Annotated in this window: 15 protein-coding genes; 7 read left to right on the forward strand and 8 right to left on the reverse strand. The window is 68.0% G+C overall.

From position 1 onward, the window contains the following. Window positions 1-174: 174 nt before the first annotated feature. Window positions 175-531, forward strand: a complete 357-nt coding sequence (locus AB0E94_RS41515; RefSeq protein WP_360338142.1) for a hypothetical protein — start codon at window positions 175-177, stop codon at window positions 529-531. Window positions 532-726: 195 nt separating this feature from the next. Here the strand turns inward: AB0E94_RS41515 and AB0E94_RS41520 are convergent, their stop codons facing one another. Next, a complete protein-coding gene (locus tag AB0E94_RS41520; RefSeq protein ID WP_360338145.1) occupies window positions 727-2100 on the reverse strand; it encodes a serine hydrolase domain-containing protein in 1374 nt (457 codons plus the stop codon). A gap of 190 nt (window positions 2101-2290) precedes the next feature. Between AB0E94_RS41520 and AB0E94_RS41525 the strand changes: the two genes are divergently transcribed. Next, window positions 2291-3199 (forward strand): helix-turn-helix domain-containing protein, encoded by a 909-nt coding sequence (locus tag AB0E94_RS41525; protein ID WP_360338148.1) that lies wholly within the window; start codon window positions 2291-2293, stop codon window positions 3197-3199. Between the two features lie 81 nt (window positions 3200-3280). Then, entirely contained in the window at window positions 3281-3772 is a 492-nt protein-coding gene (locus AB0E94_RS41530; RefSeq protein WP_360338151.1) for a DUF4440 domain-containing protein, read from the forward strand. Here AB0E94_RS41530 and AB0E94_RS41535 read toward each other — a convergent pair. Next, window positions 3760-4728 carry an aldo/keto reductase gene (locus tag AB0E94_RS41535; protein ID WP_360338154.1) on the reverse strand — a complete coding sequence of 323 codons (969 nt, stop codon included), beginning with the start codon at window positions 4726-4728 and terminating at the stop codon, window positions 3760-3762. The two genes, AB0E94_RS41530 and AB0E94_RS41535, sit on opposite strands and share 13 nt — an antisense overlap. 287 nt (window positions 4729-5015) lie before the next feature. Between AB0E94_RS41535 and AB0E94_RS41540 the strand changes: the two genes are divergently transcribed. Next, the gene (locus tag AB0E94_RS41540) at window positions 5016-5630 is read left to right on the forward strand and encodes a hypothetical protein (protein ID WP_360338157.1); all 615 of its coding nucleotides are present in this window, start codon (window positions 5016-5018) and stop codon (window positions 5628-5630) included. A gap of 153 nt (window positions 5631-5783) precedes the next feature. On the opposite strand, the gene AB0E94_RS41545 is transcribed toward AB0E94_RS41540, so the two are convergent. From AB0E94_RS41545 to AB0E94_RS41555, 3 genes are read right to left on the reverse strand one after another with little or no spacing between them, the layout of a single operon-like run. After that, on the reverse strand, window positions 5784-7742 hold the full coding sequence (locus tag AB0E94_RS41545; protein WP_360338160.1) for a CotH kinase family protein: 1959 nt from the start codon (window positions 7740-7742) through the stop codon (window positions 5784-5786). Continuing rightward, window positions 7735-8520, reverse strand: coding sequence for a polyphosphate polymerase domain-containing protein (locus tag AB0E94_RS41550; protein WP_360338163.1), 786 nt, complete (start codon window positions 8518-8520; stop codon window positions 7735-7737). Before AB0E94_RS41550 ends, AB0E94_RS41545 begins: the two co-directional genes overlap by 8 nt. After that, entirely contained in the window at window positions 8517-9116 is a 600-nt protein-coding gene (locus AB0E94_RS41555; protein ID WP_360338166.1) for a DUF4956 domain-containing protein, read from the reverse strand. Before AB0E94_RS41555 ends, AB0E94_RS41550 begins: the two co-directional genes overlap by 4 nt. A gap of 576 nt (window positions 9117-9692) precedes the next feature. Between AB0E94_RS41555 and AB0E94_RS41560 the strand changes: the two genes are divergently transcribed. Then, complete coding sequence (locus tag AB0E94_RS41560) at window positions 9693-10181, forward strand: hypothetical protein (RefSeq protein ID WP_360338169.1); 489 nt, start codon at window positions 9693-9695, stop codon at window positions 10179-10181. A 117-nt stretch (window positions 10182-10298) separates the two neighbouring features. On the opposite strand, the gene AB0E94_RS41565 is transcribed toward AB0E94_RS41560, so the two are convergent. Then, window positions 10299-10685: a hypothetical protein gene (locus AB0E94_RS41565; RefSeq protein WP_360338172.1), complete on the reverse strand. Its 387-nt coding sequence runs from the start codon at window positions 10683-10685 to the stop codon at window positions 10299-10301. Between the two features lie 101 nt (window positions 10686-10786). Here AB0E94_RS41565 and AB0E94_RS41570 point away from each other — a divergent pair, with 101 nt between their 5' ends. Continuing rightward, the gene (locus AB0E94_RS41570) at window positions 10787-10918 is read left to right on the forward strand and encodes a hypothetical protein (RefSeq protein WP_360338175.1); all 132 of its coding nucleotides are present in this window, start codon (window positions 10787-10789) and stop codon (window positions 10916-10918) included. Window positions 10919-11190: 272 nt separating this feature from the next. Here AB0E94_RS41570 and AB0E94_RS41575 read toward each other — a convergent pair whose 3' ends face one another. Further along, entirely contained in the window at window positions 11191-12000 is an 810-nt protein-coding gene (locus tag AB0E94_RS41575) for an SAM-dependent methyltransferase (RefSeq protein ID WP_360338178.1), read from the reverse strand. 68 nt (window positions 12001-12068) lie between these two features. After that, the gene (locus tag AB0E94_RS41580) at window positions 12069-12356 is read right to left on the reverse strand and encodes a hypothetical protein (protein WP_360338181.1); all 288 of its coding nucleotides are present in this window, start codon (window positions 12354-12356) and stop codon (window positions 12069-12071) included. A 654-nt stretch (window positions 12357-13010) separates the two neighbouring features. On the opposite strand from AB0E94_RS41580, the gene AB0E94_RS41585 reads away from it, so the two are divergent. Continuing rightward, a complete protein-coding gene (locus tag AB0E94_RS41585; RefSeq protein ID WP_360338184.1) occupies window positions 13011-14444 on the forward strand; it encodes a hypothetical protein in 1434 nt (477 codons plus the stop codon). Window positions 14445-14468: the final 24 nt, after the last annotated feature.

Here is a 14468-nt window from a genome sequence, read left to right on the forward strand (position 1 = left end):
CATTCCACGCGGCGCGGCACCGGTCCATGCCGCACACGTGCGGCATGGACCGGTGTGACCGCGCCCCCACACACTCGACACAGGAGTCGATGCAAGGGGGCGTTCGCGTTGTACGAAGCCGGCATCCAGAGCCATCCAGAACCCGCCCAGCCCGTACGGCCGCGTCAGGCCACCATGGCCGCCGTCCTGCTGGCCATGTTCGGCGGGCTGGGGTTCCTGTACGCGTTCCTGCTGATGTCAGCCGTCAGCGACTCGTCGGATCACGGCCAGTCGGTGTCGGCCGTGCTCTACGTCCTGATCTACGTCCAGTTCGCGCTCTCGGCAGCGCAGGTGATCTGCGGTGTGCTGGTCTGGCAGGGGCGGAACTGGGCCCGGGTGCTGGCGATCGTGCTGTGCTCGATCAACATTCTGGGTGCTGTGGTGTCCCTGTTCTCCGGGGCCGTGTTCCAGGCGATCGCCGCCATCGGTGTCAACGCCGCCATGCTCCGCCTGCTCAGCGGCTACGAGGTTCAGGTCTGGTGCTCCAGGTAGCCGTGGCACGGCACGACCTTCGCCTTCATGCTGGTCAGCGCGCCGTACGCCGCAGCCGCGCCCACCGTGGCCTGCTGCATCCCTGATGACGGTGCGGTGCTCCGGTTGGCCTGACCGGTGCTTTCGATGACATGGTGGCGCCAGCGAACTCGACGATGTGGTGGGGCCTCGGGAGCGTAACCGGGGACGCCGGCGTCAGCGGCTCTCGGACTTGGGGGCGGCGCGCATGCCGATGTAGCAGACCCTGGTGCCGGTGGTCAGCGTGGAGAACACGACGGGCATGTACTCGTCGCTGAACGACGGCCCCGCCCCGGAGGCCGCGAAGACCGTCCCGGTGACCGGCTGCAGGTCCATGTCCAGGGGCGGAGACATGTGGGCCATCTCGTCCACGAACTCGTACCGCAGGTGGGGTGTGCCGTCGTCCTTGCGGGAGACGGTGATGACGACGCCCGCTCGCCGGTAGGTGCCGAGCAGCGGGGTGAGATCCACCGGCGGTGGTACGGGCGCGGGGGCGAACGGTGCCGGCATGGTGACGCCGGCGAGCTCGGCCAGCAGCTCCCGGAACAGGTCGCTGTAGAGCAGCCGGGCCCCACCGCCGTTGGTCATCAGGACCAGGGCCAGATTCGCCTGCGGTACGACACGCAGGTAGGCGTACTGACCGACGGCGGCACCGTCGTGGCCGAATCCGGTGATGCCGTTCCAGTCGTAGAGCGTCCAGCCCAGGCCCCAGCCGTCGGCGCTGACCGTCCACTTGTCGGGCACGTCGACCTCACGCTGCTGCATCGCGGCCACAGCAGCGGGGGACAGGATGCCGGCCCCGCCGTCGAGGTGCATGCGTGCGAAGCGGGCCATGTCACCGGCGGTGACGATGACCCGTCCGGCCGGGCCGGCCGAACGGGGCATCAGATCCCAGGCCGGGGCCGGCGCGCCGTCGAGGTGACTCATGGCGGTGCGGAACCGGAGCGCCTCTTCCGGCAGGGTCATCGACTGTTGCAGGCCGAGCGGCTCGAACAGCAGGTTTTTCAGGGCCTGGTCCCAGGTGAGGCCGGTGATCTTCTCGATGACACGGCCGAGGACGACGAAACCGATGCCGCCGTACGAGACGGCGGTGCCGGGCGGGCAGTCCAGGGCCACCTCGCGGGCGGCGGTGACGTAGTTGGCGAGGCAGTCGTCACCGCGGCCGCCGTCGAAGTTGAAGTCGGTGGTCACGCCGCCGGTGTGCGACAGCAGCTGCCGGGGTGTGATGGTTTTGGTGGCGTCGGGATCGGGGGTGGCGAACTCCGGCAGGACGTTCACCACCGGCGCGTCCAGGTCCAGCTTGCCCTCGTCGGCCAGGCGCATGACCAGGGTGGCGGTGTAGACCTTGGCGATCGATCCGGACAGGAACACCGAGTCCGGGGTCACCTCCACCCCGGTCCCGAGATGCAGCACTCCGCTGGCCAGCTCGTGGACCTGACAGCCGACGGCCACGGCCAGGCCCGCGCCGGGAACGTTGTGGGCACGGCGCAGCTCGTCGAACCGCTGCTGCCAGCGGGCGGTGTCGAACGGCGCGTTCTTCGTCTCGATCACGATGTCTCCTCATGCCGATGTGTCGATGCGTCGAACGTAGGTTTTCGTTTCCGCACCCCGCAACGGCTCACGTCGGAATCAGGAGCCATATCAAGCGTTTTACTGGGCATCTTTGCAATGACCTGCGCGTTAATGCACGACTGTGGTCCCAACGGTTGCAAAGGTGCCGGGTGCACGACACAGTGGACCGATGCCAGGGAGCAGGCTGACGCCCGGGGAACGACGACAGATCGAAAAGGCCCTTTCCGCCGGTACGGGATTCGCCGCGATCGGACGGCAGTTGAACCGGCCGGCGTCCACGGTCAGCCGGGAGGTCAGCCGCAACGGGGGAGCGGCGCAGTACCGGGCCGACCACGCCCAGCACGCCACCGACTGGCGGGCACACCGCTCACCAGCCGAAACGAGCGCCCCAGCGGAGGCGGATTCGGGGGCCGCGGACGCTTTCGCGGACGACTTCGTGCAGGTGATGGTGCGTACCGGGTTGCCGTCGATGGCGGCTCGTGTCCTGGTCCGTCTGATGGTCACCGACACCGCCACGGCGACCGCTGCGCAACTCGCCGAACGGCTGCGGGTCTCGCGGGCGGCGGTGTCCCGGGCAGTCGGCTACCTGGAGACCCTCGCGATGATCCGCCGGGAGCGTCCGGCCGGGCACCGCCGGGAGCACTACGTGGTCGACGACGGCATGTGGCTGGGCACGCTGGCCGACACCATCCGAACCAACACGATGTGGGCCGAGACCGCCCGCCAGGGATCCGAACTGCTCGGACGCGACAGCCCCGCCGGGGTCCGGTTGCACCGGCTCGCCGTGTTCTTCGCCGACCTGAACGGCCACGTGACCGGAGCGGCCCAGGTCGCCGCCGACGCGGTGACGGTCGCGGCGGCCCTGGCCTGCGCCGGTCGCCCGCTGGCGCCGCGCCCGCTCGCCCGGGCGTTGCGATGGCCCGCCGACCGGCTGCGTCAGGCGATCCGATTCGCTGCCGAGAACCCGGCCGTCACCGGCCCCCTCACCCTCCGTACGGACGCGGACGGCCTGATCCTCGTAGCCGCGAACCGCGACCGGCTGACCAGCGCACAACTGGCCGCACTCGACGCACCCTGAGCCAGCGCGACTGCGCCCGGTCGATCCGATCTTCCAGGGCGTCTTGACCTCAAGTTCGGTTGAGTTCGTAGCGTCCCTGGCATGTCTGACACTGATGAGATCACGCAACGGGTGATGCTGGACGATCCGGCGGCGCGTACGACTGCGGACAACGTCGCCGCGGAACTGGCGGCGCAGCTGCAACGAGGCGGGGATGCGTTGGACGCCGACGTCTACGACGCCTGGTTCGCCGCCGACATCCTCTGGGGCAGCCCGTACGGGGCCACGCTGGCGGGTTTTCCGGAGTTGAACGCGATCCACCATCGGTTGATGGGCCAGGGTACTGCGCCGGCCGCGCCTGTTGTGCCGGCCTCGCGGTTCGAGGTGGTGTCGGTTCTGGCGCCCGCGCCCGGAGTGGTGGTGACGCATATCCGCCGGCAGGCGCTCACGGCGGGCGGCTTCTCCGAGATGGCCCTCTACGTGCTCGTCGAACGCGAAGGCCGGTGGTGGCTGGCGGCCGCTCAGAACACGCCGATCAGGCAATCAGCCGGCCCGAGCGTGGACAGCGTCGAGAGCGGTGATCACCACCAGTAGTTGTCCTGCGGCAGGTAGGGAGTCTCCAGTTCGGCGGTCTCGTCCTCGGTCAGACGCAGCTGGAGAGCAGCGACGGCGTCCTGCAGGTGGTGCGGCTTGGTGGCGCCCACGATCGGGCAGGACACGACCGGTTTGGACAGCACCCAGGCCAGTGCCACCTGGGCCATCGCGACGCCGCGCGCCTCGGCGATCTTCTGGATCGCGTGCACCACCGGCTCGTCGACGTCGCGGTCGAACGCCTTGGCCACGTTGTCCGACGACGATCTGGTCGTCTGCTGACCCCACGGCCGCGTCGCCCGGCCTTTGGCCAGCGGTGAGTACGGGGTCAGGCCGACGCCCTGATCGAGGCACATGGGGATCATGTCCCGTTCTTCCTCGCGTTTGAGCACGTTGTACTGATCCTGCATCGCCGAGAACGTCGTCCACCCGTTCACCACGGCGGCGTGTTGTGCCTTCGCGAACTGCCAGGCCCACATCGATGACGCGCCCAGATAGCGCACCTTGCCGGCCCGGACCAGGTCGTCGAGGGCCTGCATGGTCTCCTCGACCGGGGTCTCCGGGTCGAACCGGTGGATGTAGTAGACGTCGATGTAGTCGGTGCCCAGCCGGCGCAGCGATGCGTCGGCCTGTTCCAGGATGGCCTTGCGGGACAGGCCGCTGCCGCCGGGGCCGTCGTGCATCCTCCCGCTGACCTTGGTGGCCAGCACGATCTCCTCACGCCGGGAGAATCGGGTGATCGCCCGGCCGACGAACTCCTCCGAGGTGCCGCCCTGGTAGACGTTCGCGGTGTCCCAGAACGTCACGCCCAGCTCGGCGGCCTGCCGGAAGAACGGCGCTGCGGCCTCCTCGTCCAAGGTCCACTGATGCATGCCGGCTGCGGCCTGGCCGTAGCTCATGCACCCCAGGCCGATACGGCTCACCTTCAGCCCGGTCCGGCCCAGCCGCGTGAACTCCACCGCAGCTCCTCCTCCAGCAACCGGCACGGCACCACGCGCGCCGCGCCCACGCCGCCCAGCGTCGCACGCGAAGCCCGGCGTCACCGGCAGAGCGTTGTCGGCTCCGAGAGTGACGGGGTGGCACGCACCACCGTGGCGAATGATTGACGCTACAACTATTGGATCCTAGCTTGGTGGGCGAGAGATATTTGACTCGTCAAGAAAGAGGTGTCGGCCATGGGCATCGGTTCCGTCCGGCTCCACTACACCAAGATGTTCGGCATGGTCGTGGCCGCCGGGAGCATCGCGTGAGCGCCGCGCCGGTCGTCGCCACCGCGGGCTCGACCGATCCGGACGCGCCGCTGGTGGTCCTGCTGCACGGTCGTGGCTCCCACGAGCGGGAGATCATCGGTCTGGCCGAGCACCTTCCGGACGGTCCCGCCTATGCGGCGGTGCGCGCGCCGATCGCCGAGGGCGGCGGTTATGCGTGGTTCGCCAACCGGGGGATCGGCCGCCCGGTCGCCGAGTCGCTGCGCACCACGATGGACTGGTTCCGCGGCTGGCTCGACGAGGTTGCCAAGCCCGGACGCCCGGTGGTGCTGATCGGCTTCAGCGGGGGAGCGGCGTTCGCCGGTGGCCTGCTGCTCGACGACCCGGACCGCTATGCGGGCGCCGCGATCCTTTACGGGACCCTGCCGTTCGACGCGGGCGTGCCGGCCACCGCGGGCCGCCTCACCGGGGTGCCGGTCCTGGTCGCGCAGGGCGACCACGACACCGTCATCCCGCGGGAGCTGCTGGACCGGACCTGGAACTATCTGAACGACGAGTCCGGGGCGTCGGTGACCGCGCGGCGTGACCCGGTCGGCCACGGCATCGCGGCTGCGGCGCTGCAGGCCCTGGCCGGCTGGCTGCCGAATCGATGACCTCCCCACCTGTCGCGTCGCGCCGAAACTCCGGGCAAAAACCGACCAGCACACCCTGTGGTCGCCGTCCCAGCAGCGGGGCACCAGGGCAGGGTGCCCCGCTGCGGGCGGACCACGAGGGGGCGGGTAGCCGACGCGGCCTGGTCGCCGTGATCAGCCGACGGTGACAGCGGTGCACGTGACCGCTGGTGGGGTGTTGCTACCGCTCCAGGAGCCGAGCAGGCCGAAGGTCGTGTTCGCTCCGGCGTCCAGGGCGCCGTTGTGGGCGGCGTTGCGGACGGTCACCGTCGAATCGGCGGCACTCATCGTGCCGTTCCAGAGCTGGCTGACCCGCTGACCGTTCGCGAACGTCAGCGTGACGGTCCAGCCGTTGATCCGCCTCGTTCCGGCGGTCACCCGGACCTCGCCCTGGAAGCCGCCGGTCCACTGCCCGACCTGGGTCCACGTCGCGGTGCACGCACCCGCGGGCGGCACAGACGGGGACGGGGGTGTCGACGGTGAGGTGGCGCCGCCCCACGCCGACGCGCCGTCCAGCCAGGCCGCGCGCTGGGTCATCCAGGTGCGCATCACCTGTACCTGACCGGCCCAGGTCGGCGTGGTGTCGGTGATGAACGGCCCGACCATCCGGCTGCCCAGGTTCGGCCAGCGCTGGAAGTTGCGTTGTGCGGCGGCGGTCAGCGGTGCGGCCAGCGCGTCCACCCGGCTGGTCAGCGAGGTGGTGGAGAGCAGGCCGCGGCGCAGCGACTGCCACCGGGTCTTGAGGTCGTTCTGGAACGCCGGGTCGGCGAGCAGGATCTGGAACCAGTCGTTGGCCTGCGGGCTGCGGGTCTGCTGGTACTGCCAGCCGGCGGTCTGCTCGTTGGCGAAGTAGCCGCCGACACCGAAGGTCAGGTCGTAGTCCCACAGCGGGCCGGCCACGATCGGGCCTTCCCGGTCCTTGTAGAAGTAGGTGCTGCGCAGGTAGGAGTCCATCTCCCGGCTGAGTTCGTTGAGAATGATCAGGTCGGCCCAGGAGCCGACGTTGATCCAGGTGCGGTAGCCGGTCTGCGGGTCGGTGAGCCGCGGGCTGTGCAGCATGTCGTGGAACTGCTGGAGGTACTGCGTCAGCCAGGCGCGCTGCGGGGTGTTCAGCGGGGACGGGTCCTCGACTTCGAGGAAGTTCCAGCAGGTCGCGGCGGCGCCGGTGCAGGTGAGCGTGGGTTCCTCGGCGGCCAGCCATTCGAATTTGAAGATGTAGCCGCCGGCGATCTTCGGCAGTGTGGTGTCGTCCTCATCGAGCTGCTTGAGGTCGAGCCGGTCCTTGCTGTTCTTGATCGTCTCGACCAGCATGTAGACGCCCTGGTAGTCGGCGGCCGCCACCGGCGTGGCGTCGGTGTTCAGGTAGAGCTCGACGAAGCGGTAGCGCGGTGTCGCCAGGCCCATCTCCCGGCCGAGGTCGTAGATCAGGGCCTCGCGGATCAGCGACTTGTCACTGAACGGCCCGCGCAGCACCCAGTCGGAGTCGGCCGGCATGCCGAGCACCGGGTGGTCGGCGTCGTCGTCGGTGTCGTCGCGGAACTCCAGCCGGTAGGGCGCCTTGTCGAACATGGCCGACGACTGGCCGCGCAGGTGGATGCCGGTGCGGGTGGCGACGGCCGGTGCGGCGGACAACGAGGTCCGGCCGGCTGTGGTGTCGAAGACCATCGCGGCGGCGTCCATGGAGTCACGGCCCGGTTTGCCCTTGCCGTAGTTGTCGATCAGCAGCAGCGGCAGGTCGTGCTGGGTGTCCACGGCGCGAGCCACGTAGAGCGCGGTGCCCGGGGTGCCGGTGGCCGTACCGTTGAGGAAGGCCTGTGCCCGCAGTTGGGTGGTGCCGGTCAGGGTCAGCGGCCGGCCGGGGTAGAGCGGTGAGGCGGCCGCCGGCCGGGTGCCGTCAGTGGTGTAGTGGATGTCGGCACCGGTGATCGCGGTGCCCAGCGCCACCGATACCGAGCCCTGGAAGGTGCCGCTGGGCACCGAGAACGTGATGTCCCCGGCGAGCTCGTCGGCGGCCGCGGTGGCGGGGACGCCGGTCGTGGTGAGCAGCATCGCCAGGATGGCCAGGGTGACGGTCCGGATCGTGTGCCTACCCATGGAGCAGGTCCTCTCTGCTGAGGGTGAAGTGCTGTCGAAGGACCCGGCGCCACGGCGCCGCCGGCAGGTCGGCGCGGAGCGCGGCGAGACCGGTGGCGTACTTGGAGATGGCGACGGGACGGTGGCCGTGGCGCCACAGCCGGCGGTCGGCCTCGGCGGCGGTCGTGCCGGTTTTCGTCTCCACGATCGCGACGCCGGGCAGCCGCAGCTCGCGGCCGTCGGCGATCCAGCGCAGGCCGGTGTCCACGGTGACCCGGCTGTCGCCTGGCATGAGCAGGGCGAACCGCAGATAGGCGGTGCGCAGGGTGGGGGTGAGGCCGGCGCGGTCGGTGGGCGGCAGGCCGTGCCGGGCGAAGACGTCGTCGAGGAAGGCGAGCCCGGCGTCGGTCGGGTGCGGCTGTCCGGGCACGTGCGGCGCCCGGTACTTGACGGTGCTGCCGCGCGGTCCCGGCACCTTCGCCTCCAGCCAGCAGGAGCCGGAGTCCACGTACGTCCGGGTTCTGATCTTGAAACGGCGCCGGTGGCGGTACGCGGTGCGCAGATAGCTGACCAGGTCGGGGGTGTCGAAGTAGAGCGATTCGTAGGTGAAGTGCCGGATCCCGTCGATCTCCAGGACCCGGGCTGCCGGCGCGAGCTCGGCGAGCAGGCGGCGCGCGTCGCCGGCCGGCAGGAGGTACTTGCGGTCGAACCGGCACTGCAGGGCGGCCCGCTGATCCATCTCGGCCAGGCTGACCGCGGGTAACGCGCCGAGCGTGTCGAACGCGACGTCCGCGGTCATCGCTGCCTCGCGTAGGTCGGCGGGCTGACCGGGGCGATCAGCTTGCCGGGCCGGCCGGCGTAGCGGACGTCGACCACGGTGGAGTCGTTGATCAGGTCGACCCGCAGCAGCCGGCCGGAGTAGACCTTGGCGCCGAGCAGGTCCTCGAGCCGGCGGATCAGCTCGTCCTCATCGGTCACGATCGTGTCGAGGACGATGATCTGCTGACGGTAACGGCCCAGCACCCACCGGTTGTCGACGAGCGCCAGCACCACGAGGATCAGGGCCATCAGCGCGATGTTGCGCCAGATGGAGGTGGTCTCCAGGGCGCCCAGCAGGCCCAGCGCGAGTGCGGAGAAGAAGTAGGCGACCTCGTGCTGGTCCAGTTCGGTGGACCGTAGCCGGATGATGGACAGCACGCCGAACAACGCGAACCCCAGCCCGAGGCCCGCCCCGGCGCCGCTGGTGCGCAGCGCGTCGGCCACGGCGAGGACCCCGATGTTGACGGCGAAGTAGGCCACCACCAGGTCGCGGCGCCGGTGCCGCGGGAAGTAGAGCCCGAACACCAGCACGGTGACGGCCAGAAGTTCGGCCCCGAGTAGGGCGAATTCGGACATGCTGCGGTCCTCCTCCGAACGAAGATCGGTCCGGAAGTTTCGGTGAACATCCGGAACTTCGACCGAAGGCTAGGGTTAATATTCGATGAATATCAATGTCTGCTCACGGGGTGGGCATGCGGATGATCGGCTTGATCCCAATACGTTCCACCGGCGTAACCCGATGTTCGACTGGGATCATGGCCGGAAGTTTCGGTCGGGTGACGCGATCAGTGGAGAGCGGGAGCGCCCTCTCGACGTGACGGCCGCTCCTGGCCCGGCGCCAGCGCTGCCCGGTCGGTGCCTGCCTAACCACCGTGACGGTGAACGAGGCCGCGCATGAGGTTGCCCGGGGGCTCCGGTGGGCCGACAAGGCAGGGCCTTCCGGGCTTGAGTGGTCACGTCTGCGAGCGGCGCTGTGATCAACCCGGCCGGGTCCCTGGTCCCCGTCGGACTGAACACCGGCCGCCGCGCGCTCGGGGAGGGGCCCGTACTTGGTCTGACCCGAGAAATGGTGAACGGATCTCAAGTGAGACCGGGACCCCCCGATCAGTTGTGGGTCAGTCCGCAGCGCCTAACGAGGATTCAGAGGATCACATGGGGTACGTTCTCGTCGCCGTCGCGACGGCAGCTGTGGTCGGAGCGGGGTTTGTCGGTGCCGCCGCCCCTGCACAAGCTCAGTTCGACACCCGTGCTACCGCCGCGTCCGATACGAGCACGATCAAGCGCGGGGCCGCTGAGGTCCGGCCCGCCGCGATCGAACGGGAGTTGTACCTGACGCCACCCGATATCGGGGACTCTCGCTGTAAGAACGGAACCCTGGGGTACTTCATCTCACTCGCCGCTCTGCCGAATGTGGCTCGTTCGATGATCTTCAAGGTCGCTGTACCGGGGCGTGGCACCGTGACCTTCGACGACCTCGAGGTCCACCACGATGCCGGCAAGGCGTGGTATTCGGCGTGCGTCTCCAAGACCCGCTACAAGGTCATCGCTCGCTCCAAGCGCCTCAAGGTCACCGGCAGTGACTACGAAACCGGCCGCAAAGTCACGCCGCGCATGGTCAAGGTTTACCTAGGCGACTGCTGACGGCTCTGCCGACACAAGCGGCAGCGCCGTCCGTGCACCTGTGACTGCGCAGGGACCCCCACCGGATTCGTACGCCGTCGATGGGACACCAACCTGGATTTGGCGAGGACCAGTCGTTCACTGCAGGGCGGCGTCGCTGGCCTGCAGTTTACGCATCAGGGACGGCGGCTCGATGGCATACGAGGTGTCCGGGGACGCGGCCAGATGGTTGAGCGACGCCCGTACTTCCGGAAGTGCCGCGGCCAGGATCGCCTGAAGCGTCTTTCGCGCGTGGGCCGGCAACCTCAGGCCGTGACGACGATTCCGGAGCAGATACACGTCGAGGACGAGTCTGGTCGTGTCGGCGGGAAAATCCCCGGTCCAGACCCCGTACCGGACCGCCATCCTGTACGCCACGGCCAGCGAGACCGGTGCGGTGTCAGCTGCGGGCAACTGCGGTACGGCGATGGCGAGCGCTCCGGCCGCGTCCGCCAGTGACGGCGTTGTCGCAGCCAGAGCAAGCAATGCCTGGGGCGCAGATCGATCCGCCGCACCAGCCCTGGTGAATAGCGGGAGGACACGCCCGCAAGCTCCAGGCCGGGGAAGTATTCGAGCAGCAGCCGGTGATGGCAGGCGAGCACGTCGAGCGCCCACCCGCCGGCTGGTTCGTCGACTGGGCCGCCTACGTCACCAGCGCCTGCGACAGGACAATCGGAGGGCTCCCGCCGAACACCGCCTGGACCAGGCGGATCTACTGACGAGCGACCCGGCTCCTGACAGTCCAAGAGGCAACGCGGGGCATGACTCACTTCAGAAAGATCATCGTGGCTCAGGAATCTGGACGATCTTCGGAAGCGGTCATGCCCGCCCTGCTGCGCCAACCAGCTGGGCCTTTCTACCTCAGTTCACTCAAGTCGGGCACCTTCACGACCGTAGCGGATCCCGGTCAACGACCCCTGCTGGCGGGCGATCACGTTTGTTGGCGTGTCCGCTGGAGCGAACTTGCGAAGTGGCACGAACCGTGCCTCGATCACCGTCGCTCTCCAGCGGATGCCTGGCTCGTTCTGCAATCTGGGTTACGGGCAACGCCGGCCCAGTCGTAGCCGGCCGGTGAGCTGTCGGTGGGCCGGTCGGGACACCAAGCCGCGGTCGGGACCACGCCGGGGCTGACCACCTGCCAGTCACCGAACAGGGCACGGACCTGGTCGTACGTACGCGGGGTGAAGATGATTCCGGCGTCGCCGGTGATGGCCTCGACGGCAGCGGCCGCACTGTCGTGATCGGCGGTGGGATGGCTGATGGCCAGATAGCTCCCCGGCGGCGCCCACTCTCGGAGCCGGCCGACGATGCCCCACGGGTCGTCCCGGTCGGTGAGCAGCATCAGAACTGACGAGCACACGATTCCCACCGGCTCGGCGAGGTCAATAGTGGCGACTTCTCTGCTGGTCAGAACCTCGTCGATGGCGCGGATGTCGGCGTCGACCACACCGCAGTACCCCGACGGGTCACTGATCAGCAGGGCTCTGGCGTGGGCGATGACGAGCGGGTCGTTGTCGACATGAACGATCCGGCTTTCCGGGGCGATCTGTTGCACCTGTTCGTGGAGATTGGGCGCGTGTGGCAAGCCGACGCCGAGGTCCAGGAACTGGCGAATCCCTTCGCGCGCCAGAAAGTCGACGACCCGCAGCATCCACTGCCGACCGGCGTGCACCATCCACCGCATGTCCGGCGCGGCGTCGATGACGCGCTGCGCGAGAACCCGGTCGGCGGCGAAGTTGTCCTTGCCACCGAGCCAGCAGTTGTAGACGCGCGCCGTGTTCGGGACCTTGTCGTCCAGCACACGGTCGTACCGAGTGTTCGCTGCTTCGCGCCGGTTTCCGCCTTGCGCGTCAGGCGGCGTCACCGCGGTCATCGGGGCGCCGTCGCGTCGTCCGAAGTCAGCGGGGAAGGGTCGAGCCAGCCGAGGATGCGCTCGTAGATCGCGCTGTCACGGAGGCTGGTGCGATGCCCGCCGGCGCGGTCGTCGATCATGTCGATCACGCAGGACTCCAGGTAGAGCCGCAGCGATCGGCGATGCACCGTGCCCTGTTCGGCCAGCTCCACCTTGCCCGGCGCGCACGGCCACGGCGCGCCGCAGGCCAGACAATCCCACGACGGACGGCCGGGTTGATGTCGTGTCCTCGGGACCAGCATCATCGGCCGCCATTCGCACGGCGCCGCTGAGCCGGTGTGAGCGCCCCGGCCCGCCCGACCTGCTGGTAGCACTGCGTCGGGTGCGCCGACCAGTCCGGCGTACTCGCCGGGCGGGGCGGGGAAGGGCGGACGGGTACGTCGGCTGTGGTCATCGCGCCGCAGTGCGGACACCACCGGCTCTTGACCTTGAAGCTGATCAGACCGGCCAGAAATCCCACCAGGAGAGCGCTTGTCGCCGTTACCGCCAGCACACCGATTCACCTCCAGAACGAAGTTGTCTTGCCTTCCGGGAGAGGAGATGCATGCCGAGCTGTGGCATCGCGATTCTCGTGCGATTACGATCGCCGCCGGCACCGATGGGCGGAACCCCGGTTTGGCAGGCGACGAGACCGGAGACTTACCAGGAGGAGGTCTCTGACCTGCAGCTATTCGCGTTTTGTGAATGGTTGAATGCATTGCCACTGCTGCTGGCGGGCGTCGTTTGTGGCGTTTCCGCGCAGGAGTCGTGTGCACGGGCAGAAACGTGACGGCAGCCACGCATGGCGTAGTTGCTTGAAGGCCATCATGCGTACTGCCATGCTGAGTGATCAGTTCCGTCCGGGCATCGTCCATTAGCTGGACCCATGTCTGAGCACGTCGGAGGGAGGTGCCCTGGCGATGGCGGCCGAGCACGAAGCCGGGCAGGACAAGGCTGCCCTGGTCACCGCGGGACACCACCTCAACTCCGCGTCCGTGAACAAGCGGCCGGCGAATGAACTACTGCGTCAGGCCCGGCTCCGTCTCCCAGCGCCGTCTGGCTCGGGTCGGCCGATGTCTCGACGCGAACTTGCCGAGGCTGTAAACGAATACCTCTGGCGGACTCACGGGCGTAGAAGCGCAATCGACGCCGACTATGTCGGCAAGCTGGAACGCGGTGATTATCGCTGGCCTCAAGGCCTGTACCGTGAGGCGTTCCGTGTAGTCCTGGCCGTCACGGCTGATGCTTCGCTCGGATTCTTCGTGACTCGGCCGATGCCCTCGGCGGCGAAGCCGTTCGATGCGCCAAATGTCGAAGCGGGCAGCTCCGCGCACACTGCCGTCGGCGACTCGGGATGCGATCTGAAGATCGACGACCCGCCGTATCCTGGCGAGGATGTAATCGACGTCCTGGGTCGTATTCAAAAACTGAATCGGGCGGTAGATCCGATGCTGGTCGAGTACCTGCAGGGAAACCTGCGTCACACGTTGGCACAATATGAGTGCCTAGACCACGGCAGTCTCAACCCGGTTCTTGTAAAGCAGCGGTTGTGGATCGAAACGCTTCTCGACGAATGTGGCCACCCGAGGCAGCGGAAACAGCTTTATATGACCGCGGCGGCCACGGCTGGCCTACTCGGCTACATTGCCGTTGGCCGAGGTGCGTTCCCGTTGGCTCGGGCCTACTGTCTCGAAGCATTTCAGCTCGGCGAGTTCGCGGATGACACTAACCTTCAGGCATGGGCGTGCGGGCTGCAGAGTTTTTGTGAATATTATGCCCAGGATTATCGGGAAGCATTGCGTCTAGCGCAGTATGGCCTTACCTTCGCTCAGGGCGGTCCACAAAGCGTGCGGTTGACCATCAACGGAGCGGCAAGAGCAATGGGAAAGCTCCAAGATGCCGAGGGAGTCCGTCGGGCAGTCGGTGAGGCTTACGAACTGATGGCACAGAACGACGTGCCCGTCGGGGTTCCATCCAGCATCGCGTTGGAGTGCTACAGCGCTGCTCAAACCGCGGGCAACGCGGCCACCGCCTATGTGGCGCTCGGGCTTCCTGAGCAAGTTCAAAGCTACGTCGACCTAGCGCTGCCCGACATCGCCAAGTCCAGCTCGCCGTGGAGCCGTTCGCTTGTCTTGATCGATTTGGCTTCCTCGTACGTGCGGTCAGGCAGCCCTGACCTGGACCGTGCCGCGGAAGTTGCCACCGAAGCACTCGGCGTCCCCGGCTGCCGTCCGATTATTTCGGTTCAGCAGCGTGTATCGGAGCTCATTCGCGACGCGTCTGAGCGGTGGGGTGAATGTAGGCAGGTCGAATCGATTCGTGACGCCGCTGCCGCGATGAAGGCCGTTTTATGACCGACTCGAATATAGTGGATGGGT

It is taken from the genome of Actinoplanes sp. NPDC026670 (assembly GCF_040638175.1).
Classification (GTDB): domain Bacteria; phylum Actinomycetota; class Actinomycetes; order Mycobacteriales; family Micromonosporaceae; genus Actinoplanes.